We start from the raw sequence: 17,912 nt of genomic DNA on the forward strand, positions 1-17,912 counted from the left end.
AAGCAATGAAGAAGTATATATTGGGATTTGTGATTGCGGTCGGTTTATGGGCTTGCAGCAAGGAAGACTGGCCAAGTAATGACCAGTTTGAGGTGAATTTCTTTGCGGTGCCGGAGGATGCGACGGGAGAGGAGGCCGAGTTGCGTCGGGAATTTTTTGACAAAACCGGAGTGTATTTGTTGTTTAGTGATACATTGGGATGTCGGAATATTACAACGTTATCGGGAAAGACCGTTATAGAATGGCAGGTGATTGATTTTATGTGGAATATGAGTTCCGGTACTTATTATGTGGATTCACTTGAATTTTTCCCTTATCAGGTTATCGGGAAAAAGGAGGTTGCAACAAAGTTTGTACAAGATGAGTTATTAAGTGATTTGCCGGAATTGTTTTATCCCTATTCTATTCTGTTGATGGATCGATTGGTGTTTTTTGATAATTTTTATGGAACGTATGTTCCAAGTGAAGTTGCCGTTTATTCAGGAATGCAAGCAACCGCGATTGCTCTAGGGGATATTGCGACGGTTTCGGATGAGGAGAAAGAGACCTTGAAGAACGAGATCATGAAAGCGATGATTGTTAATAACCTTTCTTTGATCAAGGATGGTGATCTTGCCGTTTTTTATAGTTATAGTACAGATTATTATGATATTTCTTCGTGGAATGTACCCACTCCCGTGGAAAGTGTCGGATTTTTACCGACGTATGCTTCTAGTTGGACGATGACTTTTAATTCCAAGAGTACGGATGTTTTGGCTTACGTGGAGGAGATCTTTAGCTTGTCTGAAACGGAATTCCGGGAAACGTATGCCGAGTATCCTGTTGTCATAGAGAAGATGGAGGAAATGGTGAACGTGTTGAGAAAATATGGTGTAAACGTGTATTAGTTATGAAAAGGTTGATTATAATCAGTTTGTTGCTGTCTTTTGTTGGAGCCGGGGTTTCGGCTCAAGAAAAGGAGTTTGTCATCAAGGGACAAATACCCGGGATGAAAGATGGTATTCATGTTTCGCTTTTAACGGCGGAAACCGTATCTTCGGAGGTAATTGTTGAAACAACCGTGAAAAATGGTTGTTTCGAACTTCGAGGACGGGTGGAAAGTCCGATGCTGTGTACCTTGATTACGAATAATCTGGCTCTTGTTTCTGATTTGGATGAAACGGAGAGGATTAGATGGACTTACACCCCGGTGTTCGTGGATAACGTGGAAATGACCGTGGAGACGGTTCATTATGATAGTATTCCATTTTCGGACCCGATAACTCCTTGTTTTAAGGTTACAGGGGGAGAAGTGCAGGAAGATTTTAATATGTATAATCTTTCGATTGTGAAAGATACAGAGAGTAAAGAGAAACAATGGGAATTTATTCTTTCGCATCCTCATTCCGTGATATCGGCTTATTTGGGGAATATCATGATGCGGGGCGGTTATGAATTAACGAGGGAAGAGGTCGAGAAGTTGGAAAAAGCTATTGTTTCTCTTCCCGCGGACCCCGTTCGCTTTAAGGTCTTTAGGAAGAATTGTGAGTATGCCAAACAGACCGTGAAAAATAGCGCTATTGTGAATCTGGCTTTAAATGACGTGGAAGGGAAGGCCTGTAATTTGTCGGAGGTTATTCCTCAAGGAAAATACCTGTTGGTTGATTTCTGGGCGACGTGGTGCGGGCCTTGCATGGCGGCAATTCCCAATGTAAAGAAATTAGTGGAGCGGTTCCCTGATACTTTTGCGGTGATCGGAGTTTCTTGTGATACAAATTTGAAGGCTTGGAAAGCCGCGATTGAAAGGGAGAAGGCTACGTGGCCCCAGTATGTACTCACAAAGGAGGGATACAAGGATTTTTTGACGAAATATCAAACAGGCGGGGTTCCCTATTTTCTGATTCTGGACAAGGAAGGAAAGGTGATTAGTAATCCGGGAGGTATAGGGGATGTTGAACGAGAAGTTGAACGTTTGTGTAAATAGTATTGGGTATGAACAGGATGATTTTAAGTATATTGATTTGCCTGTTAACGATTAACGGGTACTCACAACATGGAGTGAAGTTTCTGGAAGGAGACCTGCAATCTGCGTTAAATGTGGCGAGACAACAAAAGAAAATGGTATTCGTGGACGTTTACACCTCTTGGTGTGGGCCTTGCCGTTGGATGAGTGAGGAAGTTTTGCAGACGCCGGAGGCCGCGACGTATTTTGATAAACATTTCGTGTGCTTTAAAATTGATGCGGAGAAAGGGGATGGCGTGGAGTTTGCTAAAAAATATGATGTTCATGCCTATCCTACTTTTTTGATGTTGTTACCGGACGGCACGTTGCAACATAAAGTCGTGGGGGCAGATACTTTAAAACTTTTTATACCACGAGTGGAACGGGGTCTAAAAGAGAGAACATCATGGAAATGTCTTATGGAGAAATACGAGAAAGGAACACTTCAAAAAAGAGAGATTCCGATAGCAATTCAAGTGTTTGAGGAGGCTTACATGAAGAACGAGGTGAAAAGATTGACCGATTCGCTCTTTCAGTTATTGTCTCCCAAAGAGAAATTGAATGAACGTTATTGGGTGGTTTACGAGCAATTGAAGTATGGTGATTTATTTACTCCCCGTTTTAAGTTCTTCGTGGAGAATAGAGCTAAAATTGCAGGAAAAGGACGAGAGACGGGATCTTTCGAGATCATTCGTACCATGTTGTTTGATCATTTGATTAATAATACGACGGGACGGATTACGAGCAAAGAGAATCCTTGGAATTGTGGAGAAGCAAACGAAATGCCTTATATGCGTTCGTTAATCGAGATTTCGGATTTACCGGACAAGGCTTTTTTCTTGGCTTGGTGTGATGTCGCCTCTGCCTGTTATTTCGGACAGGCGGATCAGGTAAAGAAATCTATAAACAAGATTGCTACTTTCCCGGAAGCGGAACAATATGGACGTACTTTTGTTTGGGCATATAAACAATATTTCCCGGATGAGGAAGATAAATTGGAAAGTTTGAGAGAAGTATGGAATCTGAAAGGAAATGAATAGAAAAATTGGCTATTACATCATAAGTAGTGGCTTTTAAAGGGGCTGTCCAAATATGTATAAAGAGTAGGCCGGGAAGGGGGCGAGAGGCAGGTAAGATGCTGGTAACCTTCGTGGCTCATTAACGACACCTTCTGTAATTGTTCGACAAGTGTTCGACAAGTGTTCGATAAGTCTTCGACAAGTGTCGAACACTTGTTACTCATAATCCGGTAATTTTCCCCCAAAAACGTGAACCTGCCCTTAAGGTGCCTTGAAGCGTTATTGACGGTTGGGGGCAGTTGGGAAGGTAGAAGGAGTTTAGAATTTAGAATTTAGAATTTAGAATGAAGGACCTTTTCCCGAAGGCGGAGAGTACCTCAGCTCTCCCCCTGTTTATAGAGGGAGCTGGAGGGGGTAGCTTGTAGATACTGGATAAGACTTTTTGGATAGCCCCTTTTTGACCCAATATGTTTAATATTTTTCCTCCGGAAAATCTGAAGATTTTGATTGTACGATTTATTATGTATTTTTGTATGTAGATCAGATGACCAATAATGAGTCAATGGAATTGGAAAAAACAGATTGAGTGTAATATGCGGAATATCGTGGCAGATATAAGGGAGGGAGATAAGAACTCGTTTAAAGAGTTCTTTGGAGATTATTATCCTATCCTATGTGTATTTGCCTCAAAGTATGTGAAGAACGAGGAGCAATGCAAGGATATCGCGCAAGAGACACTATTGAGTTATTGGGAGAAGCGAGCTGATTTCGAGGATATATATAAAGTAAAGGGATTTCTTTATATGGTGGCACGTAACCGGTGTTTGAATTACTTGAAACGGGAGCAAGTAAATCAGGCATACGTGGACGAGGCTAACCGGGAATCAGAAGAATATTTTCAAGAAGAGGTTATCGAGCAAGAAACTTATATGTTGGTTCGAAAAGCCATTGAGGGTTTGCCCCCTCAGATGAGAACCATCATCAAGTATGCTATGGAAGGATTGAAAAATCCACAGATTGCCAGTGAGATGGGGATTGCCGAGGGGACGGTTCATGCTTTGAAAAAAACAGCTTATCGTAAATTGCGGGAACAGTTAAAAGAGCATTTTTATCTCCTATTGTTTATATAATCTCCGGAGTTATATAGATTTTTTTTGAAAAAATATCTAAGAGGAATATTTTGATTATGAATTGATTACTCCCATTTTCAATTCTCCATTTTCAATTTTCAATTTTTTAGACTACCCCTGTTTTGAAACGAGATTGTTATACTTATGTGGAAGAGATTAGAATGAAATTATGAAACTAACAAACAAACATTTCAGGATTGCCGAGATCATGGCAGCTTTCTTTACCGGTTCGCAGACAGAACAGGATGAGCAGGATTTTGGGGAGTGGGTAAAAGAGAGCGATAGGCATCGGGCTTTTGTTGATCGGCTATTGAATCCGGAGGAATACGAGGAGAACCGGAGGGTTCTGGATAAATTTCAGGTGGAAGAAGCGTGGAGTAAAATGGATAAGAAAATAGGGGATGCAAAAGTTCGGAAACTCCCGTCTTGGAAATGGGGTGTGAGATATGCGGCGGTTGTGCTTGTCCTCTTGTCTGCCGGGGTATATTATTGGTGGATTAGTGAAGAGGTAAGAGAGGAAGTTCCGGTTTTATACCAGATTGCGGCGGGAACAACGGGAGCTCGCTTGACCTTGGGCGATGGTAGCGTGGTGGATGTGTTAAAAGACCGGGCTGTCGAGTTGAAAGAGGTGGATGGAACAAAGATTGTCACGGATTCGATAGGTATTGATTATTCCACGCAAGAAACGGTGGACACGGCTGAGGTCATGAATACGGTGCAAACTTTGACGGGAATGGAATATATGCTGACACTTTCGGATGGAACAAGAGTATTCTTGAATGCAGAGACAAAATTAAAGTTCCCGACTAAGTTTCGGAAAGAAGAGAGAGTCGTGGTGCTGGAAGGGGAGGCATATTTTGAAGTGAGAAAAGATGCTACCCATCCTTTTATTGTCAAAGCCAATGACGTGGACGTGAAAGTACTGGGAACTTCCTTCAATTTACGTTCTTACAGTGATGAGAATAGTATTGCGACAACTTTGGTGTCGGGTAAAGTCGCCGTGTATGCGGGAGAAAATAGCGAGGAAATCGTTCCCGGAGAACAAGCTGTATATATGAAAGAAACGGGAAAAATGGAAGTGAAACCGATTGACGTGACTCTTTACACGGCTTGGCATACCGGGAAATTTATTTTCAGGAACGAGACCTTGGAAGAGATGATGTCCTATTTGTCCCGATGGTATGGGGTGAAGTATCGTTTTATTGATGAGGGAGCTAAAAAGCTACAGATAGGTGCCCGCTTGGATCGGTACAATGACATGAACCCGATAATCGAGATGCTCAAAAAGACAGGATTAGTAAATATTACACAAGTGGACAATATGTTATATATCTCTAGCACAGAATAATAAAAAGATGCGTCAGTGCTGGCTACACGAAACGCATCTCTCTTAAAATTAAAGTTCGTTACACTTTTAATCATTCAAAATTATGAAAAAAAACCAAGAAACCATTTTCTTCAGCCGAAGAAAGTGGGAAAAAATTTTATTTGTCATGAAATTGAAACTAATACTGATTCTAATTAGTAGTTTCCAGTTATCCGCCGCAGTATACTCGCAGGGAAACAAGGTAACGCTAAAAATGGAGAACACGTCGCTGGAACAGGTGATTTGGGAAATCCAGAAACAGACTGATTTCGTGTTCATGTATGGGACGCAAGATGTTTCCAAAGTGGCTCGCTTAACTGTGGATATGAAAGATAAAACGGTAAACGAGATATTGAATCTATGTTTACGTAACACGGGGTTGATTTACATGATCTCTGGAAATGCAGTAATTATTAAACGAGCCGATGACAATAAGAAAGAAACGACCGTCATTAAAGGTGTTGTGAGAGACCAGAAAGGAGAACCGTTACCCGGTGTGACAATCATTGAGAAAGGAACCTCGATCGGGGTGGCTACTGGAATCAACGGGGATTTCACGTTTAGCACGACGAAGAGAGACAGCGTCACGCTTTTATTTTCGTTCGTGGGAATGAAGACGAAGGAGGTAACGTGGAAGGGGGAGAAGACGTTGAGCGTGGTGATGGAAGAAGAGGTGAGCGAGATGGAAGAGGTTGTGATCACGGGTTATCAGGTTGTGGATCGGAGGAAAAATACCAGTGCGGTAACGTCCGTGAAGGTTGGGGATATTATGATTCCCGGAGTCTCTTCCATTGACAAGATGCTGGAAGGGCGAATCCCTGATATGGTTTTTATGACTAACTCCGGGGAAGTGGGGGTGGTTCCTAAAATTCGTATTCGGGGTACTTCTACTCTGATTGGTAACCGGGAACCGTTGTGGGTTGTAGACGGCATTATTGTGCAAGATCCGGTGAATATAGAGCCGGAGACCTTGAATGATCCGGATTACATTAATCGTATCGGTAATGCTATTGCCGGATTGAACCCGCAGGATATAGAGCGTCTCGATATATTGAAAGATGCTGCTGCTACGGCATTGTATGGAACGAAGGCCGCTAATGGTGTTATCGTTATTACTACGAAACGGGGACATGTTGGTCGCCCTGTCGTTACTTACAATATGAATACCACGATGCGTCAACGTCCTCGTTATACCGACCGACAGATTAAATTGATGAATTCCAAGGAGCGTATTCAATTTTCCCGAGACTTGATGGCAGTACATTACCAGTATCCGGAAGATATGGCAATGGTGGGGTATGAAAAATTGGTTACTGATTTATATAATCATACACTTTCCAGCGCGCAGTTTGAAAAGGAAGTAAGTTATTTGGAAACGTTGAATACGGATTGGTTTGACTTGTTGACCGAAGATAGTTTTTCACATCAGCATACACTTAGTATTTCAGGTGGGTCACAGGAGGCTCGTTATTACGCGTCGATTGGTTATACCCGGGATAACGATGTGGTGAAGACCAACCGTAATGAGCGTTATACTGCTGCTTTGAACTTGGATGCCAATTTGACTTCGTGGTTGACCGCTTCCGTCGGATTAAACGGGAATGTTTCTTCACGTGATTATTATCAGGAAGAGGTATCTCCGATAAACTACGCTTATAAAACCAGTCGCACCATTCCCGTCTATACGGAAGAAGGTGATTATTCCTATTATATCCGGAAACAAGATAATAATTCTAGTGCTAATTTCAATATACTGAATGAGCTGGACAATAGCTCTTATACGCAGGAGGGGAACAGTTTGACGTTAAATGCTAATTTAAAATTCAAATTTACCGATTGGTTGAATGCTAATGCCATTGCATCATATTCAGTGGCAAATACCATTATTGAGGGGTATTGGGGAGAGAAAACGTGGCATGCAGCTTTGTTGCGAGGAACGGAATATGGCGTGTTACCTGATCCTTACCATTTAGGAGTAAATGATTTTGGTGTGGAAACTTGGGTCGGAGGAACAAGTTTGTTGCCATACGGTGGAGAACTGACTCGAAAAGAGAGTGATAACCGGACTTATACAGTCCGCCTGCAATTGAATGCGAATAAATATTTAGGTCTTGACGACCAACATAATATTAATGCCAGTGTCGGTTATGAAATGAGTTCTACCCGCTATAAAGGTTATGACAACATAACCAGAGGATATTATCCCGATCGAGGCAAAACGATTGTCAATAATGTTAATCTGACGGATTATCCTACTTATGCCAATTGGTTGGCGGCAAACGTGCCAGTGATTACCGATAACAAGAATAATACGGTGTCATTATATGCTTCCGTTTCTTATAGCTATTATAATTATTTTACCTTGAATGCTAATGCCCGTGTTGACGGGAGTAACAAATTCGGTGATCGCAGTAATGATAAATTATTGCCTATTTGGTCGGTGTCCGGTGCCTACAATATTTCCGAACACGACTGGATGCAATATAATTGGATTGATTACATTCGTTTGAAGGCCTCGTTTGGTTATCAGGGCAACATGTTGAGTGACCAGTCGCCGACGACGATCATCTCGAAAAAACCGACCAATGCCTATTTTGGCGAACCGACCTCGACGATCAAGCGTTACCCTAATCCCAACCTGAAGTGGGAGAAAACCACTTCATATAATTTGGGATTGGAATTTTCGTTGTTTCAAAACAAGTTGCAAGTGGAGGCATCCTGTTATTGGAAGCACATCGAGGATGCTTTTATGAAGAAAACCATTGCTTCAGTTAATGGCGTGGAGGGTAATTCATATATCGTTAATGGTGGTGATGTCGATAATAGTGGTTACAGCTTTGCTTTTACTGTTTCTCCCATTAACACGGAAGATTTCCGCTGGACGTTTTCCACTTCTTTTTCTAAACTTTTCAATAAGATGAAATCAAACCCCGCTTCCGATGAATATGAACTGAGCGATTTTCTTGACGGAACAGCACTAGTTAAAGGGAAGGCTGTGGGTACATTTTATTCCTATAAATTCTTGGGATTGAGTCCGGAGGACGGTGGTCCGCTTTTTGATGATTACGCTGACCATAGAGAGTTGTTGCGTGGTTTGAGTAAATATGATACTTATACTCGTGTATTGAAGGCTTCCGGGCGTCGAGAGCCAACAGTTTCCGGTAGTCTGAATACTTCGTTACGTTGGAAGAATATTCGTTTGAGTGGTTCGTTTGCTTATAGCTTGGGAAACAAAGTTCGTCTGTTTGCCATGTATAGTGCGGCTGATGCGACATTCTCCGCTAATGAAATTCGTCCGGAGTATAATGTGAGCCGCGATTATTTGAAACGCTGGCAACATTCGGGGGATGAACGGTATACGACGATTCCGGCTATCATTACGCAGACTAGTGATGCTTACCAAAGATACAGCGGGCATTGGTCCACGTTGACCACGTATTACAATAAGGACATTCAACCGATTGCCAATTCCGCGTGGGAAATGTATGATTACGGTAGCCATCGGGTGGTGAGCGGCAATTACTTGAAATGTTCGAATTTGAGTGTCACGTATCAGTTCCCGCAACAGTTGCTTGACAAAATGCGCTTGTCGCGTCTAGAATTGACATTGTCCGGAGCTAATCTATTTACAATCTGTTCGCGCGAGTTGAACGGACAAGCTCCGACACAAAGTGGTTTTGCCACTATTCAGTTGTCAGACCGCCCGCAATATTCGTTTGGACTGTGTATATCATTTTAAAATCAAGAACTCATGAGAAAAATAGCGATTTTCATATTACTGATTGTTTTTGCTTGTTCCTGTACTTCTTTTTTGGAAGAGTATTCCCAAGATGAAGCAAAGATAGAAAGCTTGCAGGACTTGGATGAATTGTTGTTGGGTGAGGTTTATCTTCCGGTGAACTATCCCACATGGAATTATGGTATTTCTTTTGAATATGCCGATATGGCTTTCCAAAAGCCACATTATATGTCCGACGAGTTGTCGGTATATACGGTGACGAACTACAATGCATCTGCTTCAACCCAGTCAAAAATGTTTGGTTGGCATACGTGGCAACAGGAGGTGGGATTGAATTATGAGGGCAATTTACGGGAGAAGGAGGATGTTGATTGGCATCAGGCATATCACGGTATAAATGTGGCAAACATTATCTTGGATGAAATCAAGGAGCATGATGCCGTAACATCCCAAGCGAAGGCTCAAAAATTCCGTATACAGGGAGAGGCGCATTTCTTGCGGGCTCTGTATTATTTCCAGTTGGTAAACCTTTATGGCAAACCTTACTGCAAGGATAATCTGTCTTCACCGGGCGTGATCTTAAAGTTGACGTCCTATGTGGAAGATCACGATTATACATTAAGTACGGTGGAGGAGGTGTACCATCAGATTACAAAGGATTTGCAACAGGCAGAGGAGTGCTTGCTACAGACGGAACCGAAAAACACCTTCTACCGGGCGAATTTGACCGCAGTCTATTTGTTGAAAAGCCGTGTTGCCCTGTACATGCAGGATTGGGAGGAGGCATACGCTTATGCCAAGAAAACTTTGGAACGGAACGACAACTTGCTGGATTTGAATGGATTTGATAATTCGGCTGCCGTTTTGAGTAAATCGTCTCCAGAAACGATTTTCTCGATGGGCGGACATGTGCTTGCTCCGTGTATAATGACCAATAACGGTGAACCTGTAGCTCTTCACTATACGATTTCTGCTGATTTGGCAGCTAGTTACGATGAGGGGGAGAACGATTTGAGAACGGCACATTATATCGTCAAGAAATTTGCAGGTAGAACGGCCAATAATCTGACATCAAACGAGTGGGTATTTAACAAAGTGGATACCCGCAGAAGTTCCTATGGTAAGGCTTGCGATGTTTCGGACTGTTTTCTCTTCCGCACGTCAGAGGCTTATTTAAATGCCGCGGAGGCGGCTGCTTGTTTAGATAAAGAGGACGAGGCTCGCTCGTTATTGAAAAAATTGCGAGACTGCCGGATGGTCAATAGTCGAACAATTACCGAAACGGGGGAAGTACTTTTGACGTTGATCCGTAATGAGCGGCAACGTGAATTGTGTCTCGAAGGGCACCGTTGGTTCGATTTGAGGCGTTACATGGTGAACGAAAAGTATCCGTATTCGAAGGTTATCGAGCATAAATATGCCGAATTTTATCCCTATTTCTCCGATGCTAACAAGGCTCTCAGTTATTCTCCGATGTTCATTAATACTTATCGTTTAGAGAAGAACGATGAAGCATATACGCTGGCGTTGCCAAAAGAAGTACGGGATTTCCAGAATACTCTTGGCGTGAATAATCGTCCTAATCGCCCCGTGGTTTCTTCATGGGAAACCGAGGGGGGCGAGTGAACAAATGTATAATGTATAATTAAAGAAATATGATGAAACATACTATTTATATTAGCTTGCTATTTTTACTCATCGGAGGATCTGCATGCCAGAAAGAAGATGATTTAACTCCCAGCGGGGAGAAAAATAATTGGTTCGCTCCAGCTATAGATGCGACGGATGCGGAATCTGTATTGCGCCGGAAGTTTTACGATGATACCGATTGTTACTTGTTGTTCAACGATACCTTGCGCCACGAGTACCAAGGAACAGATGAGAACGGCAATCCTTATTACTTGACCGAATTGTTGGCGATGGAGTGGACAATCACCGGTACGACGTCTAGGCGTTACGTTTATGACTATTTGACAGATTGGTCCCAAAAACAGCAAGTTACACAATTTCTTAAAGATGTGTTGTTGCCTTATATCAAGAACGTGTTGCCGTTTTCGGTGTTTCCCGTGAATGGCATTGATCAGTATATAAATCCCAATGGAGAGTGGGTGTATAAGGGGACGTCGTTGATGTGCATCAATTCGCGTTGTATGGTGATAGATGTTAGCGGGCTATGGAATCTCTCTCAAGAAGGTCAAATTTCTTTTGCTCAAAAACTTTGTTGTCTAAAAATATTGGGCGATTGGGGTGCTGATGTGAGCGATCCCACATTCTATTATTCTTTGTATAATCATCCATGTTATGACTTTTTTACGAGTTCTTTGGGATATGCTGTTTACGATTATGACAAATCTTGGTTATTCGGTATTACCCTTGGGGAAGGAGAGGATGGTTTATGTGAATTGGGATTTATTATAAATCCCTATGAAGATTATACCCCTTCGGCGTTAGAAGATGCCATTTCTTATATCACGATGTGTTTGTCGATGACTGAGGAAGAGGTCCGGGAGAAGTATGGCACTTATCCGACTGTTATGGAGAAATATAATATTATCAAACCGTTGGTTAGTGAAACCGGCATTAAATTTTAACAGCTATGAAAGAATGGATATATATTTTATTGATGATGGTGTTCGCATCATGTAGTAATGATGATTACCCCACGGTTCAACCGGACTCCACGGGCAAATGGACAACCCCGGATGGAAAATTTACTTACGGGACAGTATATTATGGCGATTTGGAATGGATGACCGAAAATCTAAAAAGCGGTACACCTTATTACGAAATGCAATTTGGGGAAACATTGTCGAATAACTCGGGAGAGCCGCAACGTGTGTCGAGTTACATTTTGGATTTCGATTTTGAGGAGGATTTGAATGAATATGGTAATCTGTATACCTATAAAGGAGCCGTGGAGGCGTGTGAGGCTTTGGGCGATGGCTGGCGTTTACCTACTGATGAGGATTGGAAGAGTTTGGAGATGGCTTTGGGGATGTCTGTCGGTGAAACGAGCAAGGAAGGTTGGCGAGGGAATCATACTGCCACGTTGATTCAGGAAGGAAGGGACGGTAGCGGTTTAACCATGCAGTTGGGAGGCCATGTTGTACGGGATGGATTTGGACCACAACTTCGTTTGCTATCGATCGGGGAGATGGGATATTATTGGAGTGCTTCTACGATCTGGCAGGAAGGCTTTTCCATGCCGTTGATTTATTATCGGAAACTGCTTTACAGCTCCGGCAAAGTCTATCGTGGTGTGGTACCTGCGGATCAATTGATGCGTGTGCGTTGTGTGCGGAATATTGAGTAAATGAATGATAAACAATTTTGAACGATGAAACATTTTTCTTCTATTTTATTATGGTGTTTGGTAATCCTGTCGGCATGTCAGGCTCAGAAAGATCATTTGGTACTTCGCGGAACTATTCCCGGAGCGCGGGATAGTATGTCTATTAAACTCTATACAAAACAGGAATATAGGGAAGAGGTTGCGTCTGGTTATATTGTCAACGGTAAATTTGAACTTACCGGCAAGCTCGACCGACCGACGTTCTGTTTCCTTATGCTTGATAATTACGAGTGGTGGAACCGGCATGGCAATAAGGACGAGAGCAAGTTACACTACTATGAAACGAATTTCTTCGTGGAGAATGGAGACCTGACTTTCCGTACTTCTCATATTGATAGTTTACCGTTGGCATTTGGCAAGTATAACGTTCTGAAAGAGGCGAATTACGTGGTGATGGGTTCAGTGGCACAGGATGCTTATGCCGAGTATATGAAGGCAACACTCCCCTTGCAAGCACGATACAGGAGTGCTGCATGGGCTTATTCCGATTCGAAGGATATTCGGGATTACCAAAAATCCAAAGAGGCAGAAGAACAGTTGCATCAGGCAATCTTCGATTTTATTGGTAAGCGGCACCACTTGGATGTAAACCTGTTGCTGGCGGATGAATTGCTACCTGATGCTTTTACCTACGATTCTGCTTATCTTGATCGTTTGGAGGAATTATTTGCCTATAGTCAGGATACTTGTTCCCGTCTGCGCAATTTTCGTGAAACGGTACGGGCAAGGCGGGCATTCCTTCAGGGTACACCGATAGGTGACGGAAAAATATTGACTCCGAAAAACGAAGAGGTGTCTCTATTGCCTTTGTTGAACAAGGACGGTTATACTTTGATTGACTTTTGGGCATCGTGGTGCGGGCCGTGTCGTGCCAGTTTCCCACATTTGATGGAAATGCACAAGGAGTACGGTAATCAGGTGTATTTCATCAGTATTTCTACCGACAAGAAAGAGGAGGATTGGCAAAAGGCCCTCCGTGAAGAACAATTGCCATGGGGGCAGTACCGGGTGACAGATGTATGGAGGTCTATGCTTAGGTCCGAATATGACTTGCGTTCCATCCCGACATTTTTTTTGATCGATTCACAAGGTCGTATCATCTTTACGGGACATAATAGTGGTGAGTTGGAGACCCGGTTGAAAGCACTTAATTTGTAAAGTTCGTGTGTTATGATGAAATATATTTATACCTTGGTAATAACCTTTGCCGTGTGGAATACAGTCGTGGCACAAGAAGGTGTTCGTTTTCGCGATCTGGCTTTCAATGAAGCATTGGCACAAGCAAAGGCGGAAGACAAATTGGTATTCATGGATTGCTATACCTCATGGTGTGGACCATGCAAGGTCATGACAGAAGAGGTTTTTCCGCAAAAAGCAGCAGGTGATTTTTTCAACACTCGTTTCGTTTGCGTGAAGTATGATATGGAAAAAGGTGAGGCGCGGGAACTTGCCAAGCGTTTCAATATACACGCTTATCCCACTTTTCTGATCATTCGTCCCAACGGGGAGGTGCAACACCGGATTGTTGGACGTAATGATTTGGAACCTTTCATCAAACAGGTAGAGCGGGGACTGAATCCTACCACCTGTTTGTGCTATCTTGAAAAGCGTCATGCCGCCGGACAGCTTGACAAGCGACAAATGATGTCCTACAGGCAGGCGTTGGCTGATGCCGATCTGCCCAAACGAAGTGCGCAGGTGTACAGGGAGCTATGGGGCCAGATGACAGATGAGGAGAAGATGTCGGAGGCATATTGGTCACTTTATGAAGACAGGAATTGCGATGCAATGTCTCCGCAATTTGCTTTCCTTCGGTCGCACCAGACGGAAATGGAGCGGAGCATGGGTAGGGGAAAGGTTCAAAATCGCCTATTTAAGGTTTATTCCGATGCCCTTAATGCCCATGTTATTGATAAAAATGCAGACCAAACGGTACCCTTGCCGGAGTTGAAGTTGCAGATCGCCGCTTCGCGGTTGGATCAGGGAATGGAACTTGAAAAGTGGTTTGTGCTTGCTGAACAAGTGAAACGGCAGGACATTCATGGATTGGTGGATTATATCTTGGATAGGATGGACAGCCTCTCTTTCCGGGAACTACAAACTTATGTTTATACGTTCTACCGGGCGAAAGGGGAAATGCGAGACTCGGTGCCTACGCCGGAAGTGGCCGCACTCAACTGCAGGGTGACAGAAAAGGCGGTGCAATATTTGGAAACCCACCGTGATTCGTTGTCTATTGGAAATATATACGGCTTATTGAATATTTTCGATACCTATATCAAGTACAATATAGATAAAGCACAGTATGCTCGCGTCATCTCTGTCGGTAAGCAGATACTCGCCGAAGTCCCTGCCGAGAATCCAATGTTATTCTATATTCAAGAAATGTTTAATGAGTTCTGCAAAATAAATCAATAAATATAGCTACCATTCCTTGCCCTTTGTATTTGTCCCCGGGGATAAATATAAAGGGCATAAGTTTGCTAACTTACTTCATAATTTTTGGGGAGCGACTTGAAATCATATCCTTTTGAATATACTTCGTTTAATCAATGTTTGTATCAAAGTTTGGGGATTTAAAGGGGTATTTCCAAGGTTGATCATGGGAATTGTCTGGTTGTTGGGCGACTGTTGGGTGACAGTTAGGCGCTGTCGCCCCATTGTCGCCGCCTTATCGCCCGATTATCGCCGCCATTTTAACAGGATATAAGGAAAAATAACATACACCGTGTTCTGGGGGTGGAATGCAATAATGAGGCAATAGATAAGCAATTGAGATCCTTTTTTCACTTTCAACCCGGTTTGAGGTGGGGAATCAGGTATGATTTACTTTTATTTGTTGCTAATAAATGTAGATTAATAGCCTTTAAAACAATAGTTTATCCTTCGAAAAAAGGTGACCACTTTTTTTAGAGAAGGTGACCACTTTGGTGACCAGTTGATAGCAAATGAAGTGTAAATGATAGCAAATATGGTATTTTAATACCTTGTCTGTCTGAATATGTCTATGATTTTGGATGAAGTAGTTAAGTCGTTTTTAAACAAGTGTTTATGTAATAGATAGCTTGAGCTTTTGCATGAAAATTGAAACTTGCGGGTATGAAAAAAGCCAGTATTTCTACTGGCTTTCAGCTTCTTGGCTCCTCAGGTAGGACTTGAACCTACGACCTACGGATTAACAGTCCGCCGCTCTAACCAACTGAGCTACTAAGGAATTTTCTCAAAAGCGATGCAAATATAGGGGTTTTCAGGAGAACTGCAAAATATTTGCAAGAAAATTTGAAGAAAAATGTGGATCATGGCTATTAATTCGTGAAAATGGGAGAGCGGCACGATGAAAAATTGTAGTTTTGTGGATCAATTAAAAAATGACAGCTATGGATTACATGAAAGAATTGAACGTGGCCATCACGGTTTGCGATAAAGAAGGTAAGATTCTTCAAATGAACGATAAATCCCAAAAAACGAATCACGGTGATCTTGTTGGGCAGAACGTGTTGGATTGTCACCCGGAGCCTGCCCGGACGAAGTTGGTGCAGTTGATGGAAGAACGCGCCACGAATGCTTACACGATCGAGAAAAACGGCGTGAAAAAATTGATTTACCAGACCCCGTGGTACGAGAATGGCGAGTTTATGGGGTTGGTGGAATTTTCTTTGGAGATTCCTTTTGAAATGCCGCACTACATCCGTAAACCGAAAATGGAATAGAAATTTTGATTCGTTTGTAAAACTTTTTAATGGTTAATAAGGTATAATCGGGATATAGATGATAACGAATATACCTTATTAACCATGGAAAAGAAACAGAAACTTACCACCGAGGCCGGCGCTCCGGTCGGTGATAACCAAAACATCCAGACAGCGGGACCTCATGGGCCGGCTCTCTTGCAAAACGTTTGGCTGATCGAGAAATTGGCTCATTTTAACCGGGAGCGGATTCCGGAACGTATCGTGCATGCTAAGGGAAGCGGGGCGTTTGGTACGTTCACGGTGACGAACGATATAACCCGTTACACGAAAGCAAGTATTTTTGCCAAGGTTGGCAAGAAGACCGACGTGTTCATGCGTTTCTCCACGGTTGCCGGGGAGCGGGGTGCTGCCGACACGGAACGGGATGTCCGGGGATTTGCCATGAAATTCTATACTGACGAGGGAAACTGGGATCTGGTCGGGAATAACACGCCTGTTTTCTTTATCCGGGACCCGTTGAAATTTCCCGATTTTATTCACACGCAAAAGCGAGACTCGAAGACGAACCTGAGGAGTAACACGGCGATGTGGGACTTCTGGAGTTTGTCACCGGAGACGTTGCATCAAGTCATGATTCTGATGAGTGACCGGGGTATCCCCCAAGATTTCCGTCATATGCATGGTTTCGGAAGTCATACGTTTAGTTTTTATAACGGGTATGACGAACGTTGCTGGGTGAAATTCCATTTGCGTTGTATGCAGGGAATCGCGAACTTCACGAACGAGGAGGCGGAAAAGATCGTGGCGAAAGACCGGGAACATTCCCAGCGGGATTTGTTTGAGAGTATCGAGAAGGGAGATTTCCCGAAATGGAAAATGTGCGTGCAGATCATGCCGGAAAAGGATGCGGAGACGTATCGTTTTAACCCGTTCGATTTGACAAAAGTGTGGAGCCACAAGGATTATCCGTTGATCGAGGTGGGGGTGATCGAGTTGAACCGGAATCCGGAAAATTACTTTGCCGACGTGGAGCAATCCGCTTTCAACCCGGCTAACGTGGTACCGGGAATCAGTTTTTCGCCGGACAAGATGTTGCAGGGACGTCTGTTTGCTTACGGGGATGCTCATCGCTATCGTCTGGGGATTAACGCGGATTCCATCCCGGTAAATGCGCCTCGTTGCCCGATGCACAATTACCACCGGGATGGTGCCATGCGAGTGGATGGTAACGGTGGCGGAGCGGTGAACTACGAGCCGAATAGTTTCGGTGGTCCGGTAGATAACCATGCTTATAATCAACCGCCTTTTGATATCCGGGGGATGGGCAGTCATTATCAACAAGATAAGGATTACTACACGCAACCGGGTGACTTGTATCGTTTGGTGCCGGAAGACGAGAAAATGCGGATACACACGAATGTAGCCACGGCGATGGAAGGGGTACCCGTGAATATAAAAGTGCGGGTGGCGGCACGCTTTTACCAAGCGGACGAACGTTGTGGTAAAGGGATTGCCGAGGCGGCAGGCTTGGACATGAAAGAGGTGCTTGCCGAGGTGAAACGCCAGCAACAAGAAGATTAATAATAATTTTTACTGACGGACGGCTGGGGGATACGTTGTGTGTTCTGGAATA

The 17,912-nt window shown here is 43.3% G+C and carries 13 protein-coding genes and 1 tRNA gene; 13 read left to right on the top strand and 1 reads right to left on the bottom strand.

The genetic code is table 11. The annotated features are described in order from the left end of the window. The first annotated feature begins 5 nt into the window (after positions 1-5). From QVC79_RS07355 to QVC79_RS07405, 11 genes are all read left to right on the top strand, one after another. Positions 6-887 carry a hypothetical protein gene (locus QVC79_RS07355; RefSeq protein ID WP_270592255.1) on the top strand — a complete coding sequence of 294 codons (882 nt, stop codon included), beginning with the start codon at positions 6-8 and terminating at the stop codon, positions 885-887. A 2-nt stretch (positions 888-889) separates the two neighbouring features. Continuing rightward, positions 890-1,963: a TlpA disulfide reductase family protein gene (locus QVC79_RS07360; RefSeq protein ID WP_270592258.1), complete on the top strand. Its 1,074-nt coding sequence runs from the start codon at positions 890-892 to the stop codon at positions 1,961-1,963. 8 nt (positions 1,964-1,971) lie between these two features. Next, positions 1,972-3,021: a thioredoxin family protein gene (locus tag QVC79_RS07365; RefSeq protein ID WP_270592259.1), complete on the top strand. Its 1,050-nt coding sequence runs from the start codon at positions 1,972-1,974 to the stop codon at positions 3,019-3,021. A 533-nt stretch (positions 3,022-3,554) separates the two neighbouring features. Further along, the gene (locus QVC79_RS07370; protein ID WP_270592262.1) at positions 3,555-4,130 is read left to right on the top strand and encodes an RNA polymerase sigma factor; all 576 of its coding nucleotides are present in this window, start codon (positions 3,555-3,557) and stop codon (positions 4,128-4,130) included. Between the two features lie 169 nt (positions 4,131-4,299). Next, positions 4,300-5,478, top strand: a complete 1,179-nt coding sequence (locus QVC79_RS07375) for a FecR family protein (protein ID WP_270592264.1) — start codon at positions 4,300-4,302, stop codon at positions 5,476-5,478. Between the two features lie 145 nt (positions 5,479-5,623). Next, positions 5,624-9,235 carry a SusC/RagA family TonB-linked outer membrane protein gene (locus tag QVC79_RS07380; RefSeq protein WP_270592266.1) on the top strand — a complete coding sequence of 1,204 codons (3,612 nt, stop codon included), beginning with the start codon at positions 5,624-5,626 and terminating at the stop codon, positions 9,233-9,235. Between the two features lie 12 nt (positions 9,236-9,247). After that, positions 9,248-10,861, top strand: coding sequence for a RagB/SusD family nutrient uptake outer membrane protein (locus QVC79_RS07385; RefSeq protein WP_270592267.1), 1,614 nt, complete (start codon positions 9,248-9,250; stop codon positions 10,859-10,861). Between the two features lie 29 nt (positions 10,862-10,890). After that, positions 10,891-11,826 (top strand): hypothetical protein, encoded by a 936-nt coding sequence (locus tag QVC79_RS07390; protein ID WP_287642462.1) that lies wholly within the window; start codon positions 10,891-10,893, stop codon positions 11,824-11,826. Between the two features lie 5 nt (positions 11,827-11,831). Beyond that, positions 11,832-12,548 carry an FISUMP domain-containing protein gene (locus QVC79_RS07395; protein WP_270592269.1) on the top strand — a complete coding sequence of 239 codons (717 nt, stop codon included), beginning with the start codon at positions 11,832-11,834 and terminating at the stop codon, positions 12,546-12,548. A gap of 24 nt (positions 12,549-12,572) precedes the next feature. Next, positions 12,573-13,745: a TlpA disulfide reductase family protein gene (locus QVC79_RS07400; RefSeq protein ID WP_270592270.1), complete on the top strand. Its 1,173-nt coding sequence runs from the start codon at positions 12,573-12,575 to the stop codon at positions 13,743-13,745. A 12-nt stretch (positions 13,746-13,757) separates the two neighbouring features. After that, complete coding sequence (locus QVC79_RS07405) at positions 13,758-15,005, top strand: thioredoxin family protein (protein ID WP_270592271.1); 1,248 nt, start codon at positions 13,758-13,760, stop codon at positions 15,003-15,005. Positions 15,006-15,724: 719 nt separating this feature from the next. On the opposite strand, the gene QVC79_RS07410 is transcribed toward QVC79_RS07405, so the two are convergent. Next, a tRNA-Asn gene (locus tag QVC79_RS07410) sits at positions 15,725-15,801 on the bottom strand. Between the two features lie 163 nt (positions 15,802-15,964). On the opposite strand from QVC79_RS07410, the gene QVC79_RS07415 reads away from it, so the two are divergent. Both QVC79_RS07415 and QVC79_RS07420 read left to right on the top strand, forming a co-directional pair. Further along, on the top strand, positions 15,965-16,297 hold the full coding sequence (locus QVC79_RS07415; RefSeq protein ID WP_270592272.1) for a diguanylate cyclase: 333 nt from the start codon (positions 15,965-15,967) through the stop codon (positions 16,295-16,297). A gap of 84 nt (positions 16,298-16,381) precedes the next feature. Next, the gene (locus tag QVC79_RS07420) at positions 16,382-17,860 is read left to right on the top strand and encodes a catalase (protein ID WP_270592274.1); all 1,479 of its coding nucleotides are present in this window, start codon (positions 16,382-16,384) and stop codon (positions 17,858-17,860) included. Positions 17,861-17,912: the final 52 nt, after the last annotated feature.

Source organism: Butyricimonas sp. (assembly GCF_019423355.1).
Taxonomy (GTDB): Bacteria; Bacteroidota; Bacteroidia; order Bacteroidales; family Marinifilaceae; genus Butyricimonas; species Butyricimonas faecihominis.

Excerpts from the sequence above, each read along its gene's own strand:
- QVC79_RS07400 (WP_270592270.1), top strand. The coding sequence starts at position 12,573 with ATGAAACATTTTTCTTCTATTTTATTATGGTGTTTGGTAATCCTGTCG.
- QVC79_RS07385 (WP_270592267.1), top strand. The coding sequence starts at position 9,248 with ATGAGAAAAATAGCGATTTTCATATTACTGATTGTTTTTGCTTGTTCC.
- QVC79_RS07365 (WP_270592259.1), top strand. The coding sequence starts at position 1,972 with ATGAACAGGATGATTTTAAGTATATTGATTTGCCTGTTAACGATTAAC.
- QVC79_RS07405 (WP_270592271.1), top strand. The coding sequence starts at position 13,758 with ATGATGAAATATATTTATACCTTGGTAATAACCTTTGCCGTGTGGAAT.
- QVC79_RS07415 (WP_270592272.1), top strand. The coding sequence starts at position 15,965 with ATGGATTACATGAAAGAATTGAACGTGGCCATCACGGTTTGCGATAAA.
- QVC79_RS07420 (WP_270592274.1), top strand. The coding sequence starts at position 16,382 with ATGGAAAAGAAACAGAAACTTACCACCGAGGCCGGCGCTCCGGTCGGT.
- QVC79_RS07375 (WP_270592264.1), top strand. The coding sequence starts at position 4,300 with ATGAAACTAACAAACAAACATTTCAGGATTGCCGAGATCATGGCAGCT.
- QVC79_RS07395 (WP_270592269.1), top strand. The coding sequence starts at position 11,832 with ATGAAAGAATGGATATATATTTTATTGATGATGGTGTTCGCATCATGT.
- QVC79_RS07390 (WP_287642462.1), top strand. The coding sequence starts at position 10,891 with ATGATGAAACATACTATTTATATTAGCTTGCTATTTTTACTCATCGGA.
- QVC79_RS07370 (WP_270592262.1), top strand. The coding sequence starts at position 3,555 with ATGAGTCAATGGAATTGGAAAAAACAGATTGAGTGTAATATGCGGAAT.
- QVC79_RS07360 (WP_270592258.1), top strand. The coding sequence starts at position 890 with ATGAAAAGGTTGATTATAATCAGTTTGTTGCTGTCTTTTGTTGGAGCC.
- QVC79_RS07355 (WP_270592255.1), top strand. The coding sequence starts at position 6 with ATGAAGAAGTATATATTGGGATTTGTGATTGCGGTCGGTTTATGGGCT.
- QVC79_RS07380 (WP_270592266.1), top strand. The coding sequence starts at position 5,624 with ATGAAATTGAAACTAATACTGATTCTAATTAGTAGTTTCCAGTTATCC.